Origin of the sequence: Mucilaginibacter sp. (assembly GCF_041663085.1) — a bacterium.
Taxonomy (GTDB): Bacteria; Bacteroidota; Bacteroidia; order Sphingobacteriales; family Sphingobacteriaceae; genus Mucilaginibacter.
Map to the genome: position 1 here is coordinate 1 of NZ_JBAZRC010000147.1, position 12,272 is coordinate 12,272.

Annotated in this window: 6 protein-coding genes and 2 pseudogenes; all 8 read right to left on the bottom strand. The window is 45.0% G+C overall.

From position 1 onward, the window contains the following. Window positions 1-1,143: pseudogene (locus WC615_RS19520) on the bottom strand (peptidase); the annotation flags it as partial. Window positions 1,144-1,228: 85 nt separating this feature from the next. Further along, window positions 1,229-2,050, bottom strand: coding sequence for an alpha/beta fold hydrolase (locus WC615_RS19525; RefSeq protein ID WP_372979745.1), 822 nt, complete (start codon window positions 2,048-2,050; stop codon window positions 1,229-1,231). Window positions 2,051-2,460: 410 nt separating this feature from the next. After that, on the bottom strand, window positions 2,461-3,585 hold the full coding sequence (locus WC615_RS19530) for a glycoside hydrolase family 76 protein (protein WP_372979746.1): 1,125 nt from the start codon (window positions 3,583-3,585) through the stop codon (window positions 2,461-2,463). A gap of 17 nt (window positions 3,586-3,602) precedes the next feature. Further along, the gene (locus WC615_RS19535; protein ID WP_372979747.1) at window positions 3,603-5,879 is read right to left on the bottom strand and encodes a GH92 family glycosyl hydrolase; all 2,277 of its coding nucleotides are present in this window, start codon (window positions 5,877-5,879) and stop codon (window positions 3,603-3,605) included. Between the two features lie 111 nt (window positions 5,880-5,990). Beyond that, window positions 5,991-8,171, bottom strand: a complete 2,181-nt coding sequence (locus WC615_RS19540) for a hypothetical protein (RefSeq protein WP_372979748.1) — start codon at window positions 8,169-8,171, stop codon at window positions 5,991-5,993. A 65-nt stretch (window positions 8,172-8,236) separates the two neighbouring features. After that, window positions 8,237-8,989: a DUF3823 domain-containing protein gene (locus WC615_RS19545; protein WP_372979749.1), complete on the bottom strand. Its 753-nt coding sequence runs from the start codon at window positions 8,987-8,989 to the stop codon at window positions 8,237-8,239. A gap of 14 nt (window positions 8,990-9,003) precedes the next feature. Continuing rightward, complete coding sequence (locus WC615_RS19550) at window positions 9,004-10,917, bottom strand: RagB/SusD family nutrient uptake outer membrane protein (protein WP_372979750.1); 1,914 nt, start codon at window positions 10,915-10,917, stop codon at window positions 9,004-9,006. A 13-nt stretch (window positions 10,918-10,930) separates the two neighbouring features. Continuing rightward, window positions 10,931-12,272, bottom strand: a pseudogene (locus WC615_RS19555) (hypothetical protein); the annotation flags it as partial.

Genomic DNA, 12,272 nt, shown 5'->3' on the forward strand with positions numbered 1-12,272 from the left:
TTCAAAAGGCAGGTTATTCACCATCATGGGGTACTCAGTAGCATCAAGCCCTTCAAAAATTGTTTGGTGCGGATAAGGGAACGGAACGGCGGGTATTTTGTAACTGATCAGTTCCACCGTTTTACGGGCGTAACCAATAACTGGTTCAAAGGCTTTATGCTCGGGGTTATAAACAGCATCAACCCGGGTGCGCCGCCTTGTTTTTGGGTCGACAAGTACGCTTGACGCTTTCCAAACATAATGGTTGCTAATGGCGAATACAAAGTCAGTAACATTTTTAGCCTCAAACTTCCAGGTATTAGTTTGGCTGGCCCGGGTGATATTACCTTCTTTTACTTCTGCAGCGGTAATAATATTGGTAACCGAATCGCTGTTAGTGGCATCGGCTATCCGTTTGACAATTTTTGGCTGATATACCGAATCCGCATTGGTAAGATCGCCGGTTGCCCAGCACTGGTAATTCCCGGGGATGGTTAATTCCACTTTAAAATTACAGTAATCGTTATAAAATTCTTCTTTACCTACGTAAGGATATTCATTCCATCCGTCGGTATCATCATAAACCGCTATCCTTGGGAAAAAATAAGCTATCATAAAAGCACCGCTATCAACCTGCCCTGTCCTGATAAACGACCCTTTATTTAAAGTATAAGTGTAAGCCACATCAAAGCTAGCTTTACCACCGGGTGGTATTACAACCCCTCTGATATACATATTAGTACCTCTTATCACCCATTTCTTTGGCTCTACAGGTTTATCATCAAACTGCATTGCGGTGATATCTACCCCGGTTGTTAAATCTTCGGGCGATACCTGCGTATTACGCATTGCCTGTTGCTGGTATAAATTGGGGTAAAGCTTAAACACAACTTGCTTAAGGGTATCGGGGCTGTTGTTTTGATAGCTTATATTAACCTTACCGCTTAACACTCTTGTGTTTGGAGTAAAGCTTGCGTTGATCTGGTAGTCTGCACTATTTTGCCAGTAGGCCTTGCCGGGTGCACCGCTTAAACTGCGGGTATGCTGTGCATACGCTTTATTCAGGTTTGTAGCTATCGGCAACTGTGCCTGGGCATACGTTACACCGGAAAGTACTGTTAAACATAAAACCGCTAACCGGGCCAGTGTTTCTTTAGAAAGCATAACGTATAATTTGCCTGTAAATATAAAAGCTGCCAACCATTAAATGGCGGCAGCTTTTGTAATACGGTAATTAATGATAAATATTTTACTCTTTAATGAAAGCCAGCAAATCTCTGTTGATGGTTGCAGCTTCGGTAGTTGGCATACCGTGCGGAAAGCCCGGGTACGAGATTAATTTTCCGTTTTTCAGCAATTTCACAGCCTTTACCGCCGTAAGCGGGAATGGAACAATCTGGTCGTCTTCGCCGTGCAGAACAAGCACCGGCAAATCCACACTTTTAAGGTCTTCTGTAAAATCTGTTTCAGAAAAAGCTTTCACACAGTCAACATGTGCTTTAATCGCACCCATCATTCCCTGTCGCCACCAATTATCCCTAACGCCTTGTGATATTTTGGCCCCCTCGCGGTTATAACCATAAAACGGCATGGTAAAATCCTGGAAGTATTGCGGCCTTTTTGTAGCCGTACCTTCACGTATCTCATCAAATATGGATAACGGGATACCGTCGGGGTTACTCTCAGTTTTTGCCATAATCGGGGTGACCGCACTTATCAGTACCGCTTTGGCTACACGGCCTTTGCCATATTTGGCAACATAACGGATAACTTCGCCACCACCGGTAGAGTGGCCGATGTGTATTGCATCCTTTAGGTCAAGAGCTTGGGTAAGCTCTGCTACATCAGCTGCATAGGTATCCATATCGTGGCCTTCGGCAGTCTGGCTCGACCTGCCATGCCCCCGGCGGTCATGCGCAATAACCCTATACCCCTGTGCCAGGAAAAACATCATTTGCCCGTCCCAGTCATCGCCTGATAATGGCCAGCCGTGATGAAAGAAAAGTGGTTGCCCTGTTCCCCAGTCTTTGTAATAAATTTCTGTTCCGTCTTTTACTGTAATGGTACTCATCGTTTTTGATAATTAGATGTTAATAAAAAAATGGGAGATCTGATTTTAGTAAATTAAAATAATGATGGATGTAAAATGATCCTTTATTACCTTATTACAAGTGGTTTAGGATCTGCACTATCCGTTGATAACGCAGAATCATAAACGAAGCTGAATTGAAGACCTAAAATAATAAATAAAAGCTAATCTTTATGTTCAAAAGCCCTTAAAACTTATCAATAATTGTTAAGCGAACTCATTAGCCGTTAAACCCTCTTTAATCCTCTCTATTAGCTATAAGGTTATTAACAATATAGGAACCTATATCATTGTGTCAGGTTTTGAAGATCACCCCAAAAACATCAATAAGTAAAAAAGCGCCCCTTTCGGAAGCGCTTTTTGGATGTTATAATAGGTAGATGGTTGTTTGTTTACTTCTTAAAATACAGCTGCATAAAGGTTACAATGCTGCTGCTTTCGTACGATTGCATGATACCTCTCGGCGCAGCCAAAGCATAATTTCTCCAAGTAAGGTTACGGTCTTTATCGCGGTTGTTCCAGCCGGTGTTGATGTTTGTTTTAACCCAATCCAAATACTGGGTTTGCTTACCGTCGGTAATTAGCTGCATAATATATTGGGCAAAAATAGCTTTCAGCACGCCCTGCTCGTTAAAGTCGCCCTCGGCTGGTAAAATACCGTTGGCGCCCATTCTGGCTTTGGTATAATCGGCGGCTAACTTGGCGTCGTTTAGGTAAGCCTCGTCTTTGGTTTCGTTATACAAGGCCATAGCCGCGCCAATAGCTGTACCCTGGTTGTAGGTATAATCTTCATAGCCGGGCGCATTGTTGCCAATTTTATGGTCGGCTATACGGCCGGCGGCATCCATCAGGTTGGTTTTAGCCCATGCGTATATCGATTTTGCTTTTGTGAGATAACTTGCATCGCCGGTTAATTTATACAAACGCATGGCCGCTATAACCGTCGGGTAATTGATGCACGCGTTTTTACCGCTGTGCTGAAAATCCCAGAACATACCGCCGTTAACCGCATCGTATGATCCATTCCAAACGCGGTTAAACCCGGCAATTGCTTTTTGCAGGTACACCTGGTTGCCGGTCATCTGGTTAGCGCGTGCCAGTGCCATTACCCACCACATCATATCATCATAAATAAACCAGGTGGTGGTGTTATCCCAGTTATAGCCATCGTACTGGTCAAAACCACCCTGATAAATATCATTAACCAGGGTAAGCTGTGCCGGGTCGTTGGTACGTTCATAAACGTTCATGGCCATATCCCAGTAAATGGCCTGTGTCCATATAGCGCCAAGGCCATCCTGTTGTGTGGTGCTGTAATACAGCTTTTTTGCCGTGTTATAATAGTACCTGTTAAATGCAGTATAAGCGGTTGTTGCATCAGCCGCGGTAAATGTAGGGTCAGCTGTTGCTGGCGGGTCAACTGGTTTTACAGCAGGTGGTTTGTTCTCCGAGCCTTTACTGCAACCTATCACTGTAATAAACAAGCTGGCTAGCAGTATATAAAATATTTTTTTCATAGGTAGATGTGTGTTACTTATTTTTCGTTAGATAGTGAGTAGGGTACATCGGCAGCTTTAATCCCCTTATGTTTATTTGGCTGCGCCGACATGTTAAAATTAAGCGTAGCGCCTTTTAACAAAGCCGAGTGACTAAGCCAGTTAAACGAATATGGTTTGCCATTAACATTTAAGCTGTTTACATACTTGTTTTGCGCACTGTTGTTAGCCGCGTTAATATTGATGGTTTTGCCATTCTGCAACTTAACGGTTACTTTTTTAAACAGCGGCGCACCAAGCACGTATTGGTCGCTTGCAGGTGTTACCGGGTAAAAGCCCATTGCCGAAAACACATACCAGGCAGATGTTTGCCCGTTATCCTCATCGCCGCAATAACCATCGGGTGTTGGTTTATACATCTTATCCATTACATCGCGCACGTGCTTCTGCGTTTTCCAGGGCTGGCCGGCGTAATTGTACAGGTATATCATGTGCTGTATCGGTTGGTTACCGTGAGCATATTGACCCATGCCCGCAATCTGCATCTCCCGTATCTCGTGAATAACCGAATTATAGTAACTATCATCAAATACCGGCGGCAGGATAAACACCGAATCGAGCTTGTTTACAAACTTTTGGTTGCCGCCCATCAGGCCTATCAGGCCCTGCACATCATGGAAAACGCTCCATGTATAATGCCAACTGTTCCCCTCCGTAAAAGCATCACCCCATTTAAAAGGATTGAAAGGGGTTTGGAATTTGCCATCCTTATTTTTACCCCTCATTAACCCGGTTTGCGGATCGAACAGGTTTTTGTAGTTCAGGCTGCGCTTTTTGTAGATATCGGTTTCTGATGCCGGGCGTCCTAAAGCTTTACCCAACTTGTAAATAGCAAAATCATCATACGCATACTCCAGCGTACGGGCCGCATTCTCGTTTATTTTTACATCGTAAGGCACATAACCCAGGGTGTTATAATAATCTACCCCGCGCCTGCCTGCCGCGCCGGGGCCGGTGTTATTTGCCCCATGCAGCAATGCCTGGTAAAGGGTGTTGATATCGTATCCGCGGCCACCTTTTAAGTAAGCTTCAGAAACTACAGATGCAGAGTTATTACCTACCATTACATCAGCATAACCGGGGCTGCTCCACTCGGGCAACCAGCCGCCTTCTTTGTAATCATTCACCAAACCGGCCTGCATTTCCTTATTGATGGATGGATACACCAAATTCAGGAATGGATACAAGGCCCGGAAGGTATCCCAAAAGCCGGTGCCTCCAAACATATAACCAGGCAGTACTTTACCGTTATACGGACTATAGTGAACTATCTGATCTTTGGCATCCAGCTCATACAATTTATTGGGGAAGAAAAGCATGCGGTACAAGCAAGAGTAAAAGGTGCGGGTTTGGTCAATCGTTCCACCGTCAACTGTAAGCCGGCTTAAAGTATTGTTCCAGATGGCTTTGGCCTTTTGTTTGGTGGCCTCGAAGCTATCTTTACCAAGCTCGCGCTTTAAATTAAGTTCGGCCTGCTCTATGCTGATAAATGACGACGCCACACGCAGGTTAACGGCTTCGCCTTTTGTGGTTTTAAAACTGATGACAGCACCGGCGTGGTCGCCGGTATATTCCAGCTTGCCGTCTTCAATATCCTTATTATGCCATACAGAAGCATTCTTGAACGCCTTATCTATATAAATAACAAAGTAGTTTTTGAAATTTTGGGGCACCGCGCCGCTGTTGCGGGTGCTGTAGCCAACAATCTTATTCTCACCGGGGATGATCTTTACATACGATCCTTTATCAAAAGCATCGATCACAATGTGTGAGCTGTCACTTTTTGGGAAAGTAAATTTAAAACTGGCGGCACGTTCTGTCGGCGTAATTTCGGTTGTTACGTCGTAATCGGCCAGATAAACGCTGTAGTAATAAGGTTTGGCAATCTCTGCCTTGTGCGAGTACCAGCTGGCGCGTTCGCCTTCGTCAACCCGTATCTTTCCTGTTTCGGGGAAAATAGAGAACTGCCCGTAATCATTCATCCAGGGGGATGGCTGGTGCGTTTGTTTAAAGCCAACCAGTTTATCGGCATTATAAGTGTATTGCCAGCCGCTGCCCATTTTACCTGTTTGAGGCGTCCAAAAATTCATGCCCCATGGCAATGCTATCGCCGGGTATGTATTCCCGTTGGATAGGGATGGTTTGGAGTCGGTACCCATAAGCGGGTTAACCAGATCGACAAGGTTTGTTTTACTAACCTGTGCTGACGCAATAATCGGGAGGGCAAAAAGGGCAACTAATAATAATTTTTTCATTTAAATATCTTGATGTTCATAAACACGTGTTGTTATTCCAGTCACACTACGCATACACGGGCAAAACCCATGTATGGTAGCAGTAACTGGTTCTTAAACCAACCTCAATATTTACCAACTTAAACTAACTTTAATTCCTTCCGGGTCATTCGCGAAACCCAGGTACACGGTTTTTGAAGATGCATCCCATGATGTTTTTACATCGGCAACCTCCTGCCCTTTACTATCGGTAACCTTTGTGGTTTTAGGTTTTGCCGGTAGTAATACGCGCATACTATTCAGAGTTTTTACAGGGCTTTTCACTACGAATGAATAGCTTTTAGGCTGTATAACCTCGTTGTATGCCCTGGCAGCGGCAGCCAAAACCTGTGGTTTGGTTTTATTGGCCACGCGGTTAACGTTATATAATAATGATTGCTCCCCGGGGTTAATAACCTTCTCGGCCAGTACTGGCAGTTGCGGATCGAAAAGGTCGATAACAGGGCCTTTTATAGTGTATGGTTTGCTATCCGGGTTTTCGTCCATTACCGATACGACATCGTAAGGGCCGCGCTCTAAATAAAGACTGTTCTTAAACATAAGCTTGCCTGCTTTGGCATCGGTTTCATAACCTTGCTTTACTGCATCCACAAATTTGGTGTCGGCGTTAGCTTCCATTACATACTCTTTAGGATTTTGCCTTAAAATGTATACCGTGCCTTTGCCAATGCTGAACTTTTGCTTACCCGATGCCGCATCAATATTTAATAGTTTAAATAAGTGTTGCGATGGTACTGTAAACTTATTGCCCTTGGTGTTCCACCACTCCATTACCGATTGGTACGGATCGTCATCGCGGCCGGCATAGATCAGCACACCACCCTCTTTAACCCATTTGGCCAAAGCTGTATGAATTTCGGCTGATACAGGCTTCATGTTTGAATAGCTCACTACCAGCACCTTTATATTTTTTAAGGTAGCTGCGTAGGAAAGGTTTTCCATGTGTACGGTTTGTACCGGCACGCCGCGTTTTAGCAACGGCAAAGTTTGCCCGTAAAAGTTAGAAAACTGCGGATCCTCGAACCCGTTATGGGTTGGGAAACGCTGAAACATCAGTGAGTTACTCATTAAAACGCCAATACCATTTACGCCAGTTACCCTATTGGTTGATGCCGGCATGCTGTTCAAAGCATTTACCATTACCTGCATTTGGGTGGAATAGTATTGTGGTATCAGCACCTTTTCATTACTGTTAGCCACCTTGTACGGGTGGGTATAGATCCGCTCGGGCCATGGCATTACCTCGTAATCGGCTACGGTTGGATATAATAGCTTGGCGGTGAATGTTGCCTGGTAATTCTTTTTGTAATCGGCCCAGTCGCGTGGCCAGTCTTCTATAGGGTCAGTCAGGAAGAACATCTTACGGCCTGTTGGTGCTGTCATAGATACCATGGAACCGTACTCTAAAAACGCGTTCTCAAACACACGCTCTTTTTTCTGACCGTCAAAGTATGTCGGTTCTCGCGAGGTGCCCGTCCACACCTGTGCTATATAGCCATCAATACCGGGCAAGGATGCCAGGCTGGCTTCCGGACTAACAATTTGCCATGACGAGTAATTAACCAGTGAGTGCGTGGCAATAAACACCTTTATGTTTTTACCCTTGCTTTTGCCATAGGCTTTGGCGTAGTTAGATGTTTCTTTTATAGCCTCGTAATACAAGTGATATTTAAGCTTGCTGGACAGGTAGGTATTCTCTGCCGATGCATCCTGTGGTTTCCATGGGAAACCGTAATATTTTTGCCATTCTTCTTTAAACGGTGCGCTGTAACCCGCCCTTGCCCAAAACTCGGGCTCTTCTAAAAAGATATCGGTTATACCCGCATCTATCACCCTTTTGATGACGGCGGTTTTCATGTACTCGATAAATGATTTTACCGGCACAACATAAGGCATATCCCTACCATGAAATATGGTATCGCCTTTTTGCGTAACCTGGCCAACACCTAAATGGTTAATACCATCCCACTTACCTAAAAAATAATCTTTGTAATCGCCCCAGGCAATACCTGTCATAAACTGGGCCTGGTAACCATGGTCGCGCCAGGTTTTTACGCGCTGCTCAAACGTCATCCCGGGCCTGTCGTTTACACCGTAAACAATGGCTATGTCAGATCGTACATCGATTTCGGGCATCCACGGGCTGCTGGTTTGAAAAGCGGTTTTTTGCTTTAACGGAGCGGGATTTGTTACCTGGGCATGGGCGCTAACAGTTAGCGCTGCCAGGCAGCAGGAGAATAAAAGTTGTTTCATAGGATTTTGTTATTAACCTGCTTAAGCATAATTGCATACGCTTAAGCAGGTGTTATTAGCTGTTTTTATGGGGCGGTTACCGTTTTTACATCGGTATAGTTATAGTATTTAAGGCCGTAATTTGTGCGGGCACCAACCCTTATAAAGTACTGGCGCTGGCCCGGTAATACGCCTTTAGTAGTTAGCGTTAAAGTTTGACCCAGTTTGGCATTGCCATCTGTACCGCCATAGCTTGTAAGCGGCGAGTAACGGTCATCGAAATTATTGTTACCTACAAACTTGTTTGAATTTACATACAGGTTGATATCGCTAACATCCTGCTGAAAGTTTGGATCGTTAGTGCCACGGTTAATTTTAACCTGTACAGTTATGGTGCCATCTGCATTAAGCACAGGCTCGCCAACCCACTCTATCCTTAAAAAGGGTTCAACAGAAAAATTAACGGTTGTTGTTCCTTTTATATCAACCGTCTGGCTTTTATCTACAGTGGTTGCACCTGTATTATCTGTTTGCACCATTGGCACAAACGGCCCTTCGGCGCTTATCACGTTTTTGCCGGCAAACAGCTTGGTATAGTTAAAAGTACCATCCTGCATAGAGGCTATGTAAAACGGTGTTGGGTTATTGCTCCAGCTTATTTCAAGCAGTTTTATACGGGTGCCGCTCCCTTGTTCGGTTTGCACCGTTTTACCGGTACCTGCATCAACTACGCTACCATTTAGGGTTTCGGATGGTGCGGCGTAATCATCTAATTTGCTGCATGAACTGCCAACTAAGGCAACTGCGCATATAGCAAGTGTATATAATATCTTTTTCATGATTTCTTTTGTTATTAATAGCCTGGGTTTTGAATTAACTTCTGACTTTTCTGGATCTCGCCATTCGGGATCTGCTCGTAATACCAGCGTACATCAAATGTGTAGCGCGCGTTCCGCTCGTCCGTGCGTGAGTCAAAAAAGTATTTCTTGTCGTTGGCAGAGTAGAAAGGCATCAGGATCTTGTAAATGGTTGAGTTTTGCTCTTTATCGGCAATTCTCCATCTTCTCATATCCCACCAGGTTTTATTCTCAAAACCCAGCTCTTTTCTGCGCTCTTTGCGCACGATATCGATACTGTTCAGGTTGGCTGCGCTGGCTAACATATCAGCACCGGCACGCTCACGGATCTGGTTAATATCTGCAAAAGCATCCTGCAAGTAGTTTTTATCATTTTGGCCTGCTGTGTTTAATTCATAAGCGGCTTCGGCGCGGTTCAATAATACTTCGGCGTAACGCAGTTCAATCCAGGTTTGGTCTGAGCGGTTTTCTAAAACCTCTGATGTTGGTTTATCAGGTGCCAGCCATTTACGTACCGAGAACCCCGATATAGCACAGGTACCATCACCACTAAACACACCGCTTAAACCTGCCGGGTTAAGCGTACCACCACCAGGTAAATTGTATGGGGTTTGGGTAGCGTTTGATGACTGTACAATATTAGCCGTTGGGTAATTTGCTGTTGAACCAGCTGGCAAAAGCGGACTGATGCCACCTGCCGAGCTGCCAGTGTAAATACCACGGCGAATCTCGATGCTTTGGCCTTTAAATACGTCGCCGGGAAGGATAACGGTTGCCCTTAGCCTTGGTTCGGCATTAGCGAACAGATCCATGGTGTTGGTGTACAGGTCGTATTTACCGGCTGTCATGGTTTTGATGGTACCATCGGCGTTTTTAGGCAGACCATCAAACATCTCCACAAAATTGAGGGTTGGGTTAACTTCTGATGAGTAGCCGTTAGCGCCCATTAGCTGGCGTGGAACATTGTATGCATCATACCCGTGTACAGATTCGGGGTAATGATATTGCCTTACAAAAATATTCTCTGAGCTACCCTTATCAAAAAACATATCAACATAGTTTTGATACTGGGCTGCTTTATCACCGGCTTTCCAGCCATTTTTGTACAGCGTGTATTTGTTTTCTAATAACACGGCAGCATCATACGCTGCTTTAAAATAGCTTACCGCTTTTGTTGCAGGGATACCGCAAACCCGGTTACCGGCAGCATCAACAAGTGTTACCTGGTTGTACTTAGCAATAGAACCCGCGTAAAGCATGGCGCGCGATTTAAACCCTGCCGCTACATATTTATTAGCCCTGCCTAACTGGTTTGTTTCGCCCATGTTTGTGTAAGCATAATCAAGGTCGGCGGCTATATAATCATACACTGCTTCTTCAGATGAACGGGCAACGTTTAGGTCGTCAACATTTGCCGCGGGTACTTGCAATACCTTATCAATAATAGGCACGCCGCCATAACGTTTTGCCAATGCAAAATAAGTGGCCGCACGTATAAAACGGGCCTCACCTAACCAGGCGTTAACCTGCTCGGGGGTGTAAGTGGCCGCGTATTTTGGCATGTTCTCTAAAAAGTAATTAACATCCCTTATCAGTTTATAAGAATCGCCCCATGGCGATTCGTCAACGTTCTCCTGCATGGCGCCTGTCTGGTCGCGGCTCAGGGCCTCGCCCGTAACAGCGGGGAACGGGCTAATTATCCAGAAAAAATTTAAACCTCTTTGTGGTGAGTACCTAAAATCCTCAATTGGCAGCTGGCTATAAATGCGTGCCATGTAAGCCTGGATGCCACCGGTACTTGTAAAAACGTCCTTATCCTGTATGATGTTGATAGGGGGTACGTCCAGCTTTTTACATGCTGTGGTCCAGCAGATAAAAATGCATGCTATGATGAATGTATATTTTTTCATGATCGTAAGCTTTTTATAATTTAACATTTACGCCTAATGAGAATGTCTTGTTTAGTGGATACAGGTACCCGTAAGTGCTTGAAGGGTGTTCAGGATCGAGGTATTTTAAACCGGTGAAGGTTAAAATATTGTATCCGTTCACGAATATCCTTGCGCCTTTAATACCTATTTTTTTGGCAAAGCCAGGCGATAGGCTGTAACCCAGTTCGGCAGATTTTAGCCTTACGTATGAGGCATCCTGTATGTTAAACATTGAGTTTACATCGGCAGTGGTACCAGTTAAAGCATAGCGCCCCGGTATCCATACGGTGTTTGGATTGTAAGGATCGGCGTTAGGATCGGCAGGGTGCCACCTATCCATAAACTGGGTAAGTGCGCTGCCACCACCCCATAGCGGGATATTCAGCTGCTCCATATATGATACGGTAACATTTGCTGCTCCCTGCCATACAGTGTTAAAATCAAAACCTTTGTATGAACCGCCAAGTGTTAAGCCAAATGTGGTTAATGGTGCACTGTTATAAGCTATTGGGTGCACATCATCACCGGTTATCTGGCCATCGCCGTTCCAGTCCTGGTATTGATAATCGCCAACTACCGCGTTACGCGATACATACTGCGAACTGTTCAGGATGTCCGGGTAGCTTTGAAACTGGCCGGCGGCACCATATCCCCAGTAAATGTTGTTCCAGCGGTTGTTGTTGTTATTATGCCAGTTAAGCTGTGAGTTACCGGCACGCGCCTGTACCACTTCGCGATTTTTTGTGCGGCTAAAAGCCATGTTACCTTTTACAAAATAGGTGAACGCGCCAATATGGTTGCGGTGGCTAAGCTCTAACTCAAAACCCTGAGTACGGTCGCTGTTCAGGTTCTCCTGCGGAAGATCTGCACCTACAACACTTGGCAGGCTTAATGCCTGCGTGCCTAACAAACCTGTCCTGTCACGTCTGAAAACGTTAACTGTTGCGCCTAATAATCCATTCCAGGCTTCCAGGTCAAAACCTACGTTGTATGTTTCGGCATTAAACCAGGTTAGGTTAGGGTTAGCAATACCTAAATTTTGCACCCCGTTTACAAACGTGCCATCAAAAACAGAACCCGGAGGCAATTGGTTATTGTCGCCATTTGCAGGGTAGCGATAGCCGGTAAGAAACTGATAAGCTAAAGCTGAATCATCACCAACCTTACCGTATGATGCACGGAACTTTAAGTCGTTAATGAACGACAGGGCAGATGAATTTTTCCAGAAATCTTCCTGAGAGACCCTCCAGCCTATTGAACCGGCCGGGAAAAAGCCCCATTGCTTAGTTGGTGAAAACCTTGAAGATCCATCTTCCCTGAAGCTGAACTCGGCA

Coding starts and splice junctions, on each gene's coding strand:
- WC615_RS19550 (WP_372979750.1), bottom strand. CDS start 10,917: ATGAAAAAATATACATTCATCATAGCATGCATTTTTATCTGCTGGACC.
- WC615_RS19530 (WP_372979746.1), bottom strand. CDS start 3,585: ATGAAAAAAATATTTTATATACTGCTAGCCAGCTTGTTTATTACAGTG.
- WC615_RS19535 (WP_372979747.1), bottom strand. CDS start 5,879: ATGAAAAAATTATTATTAGTTGCCCTTTTTGCCCTCCCGATTATTGCG.
- WC615_RS19540 (WP_372979748.1), bottom strand. CDS start 8,171: ATGAAACAACTTTTATTCTCCTGCTGCCTGGCAGCGCTAACTGTTAGC.
- WC615_RS19545 (WP_372979749.1), bottom strand. CDS start 8,989: ATGAAAAAGATATTATATACACTTGCTATATGCGCAGTTGCCTTAGTT.
- WC615_RS19525 (WP_372979745.1), bottom strand. CDS start 2,050: ATGAGTACCATTACAGTAAAAGACGGAACAGAAATTTATTACAAAGAC.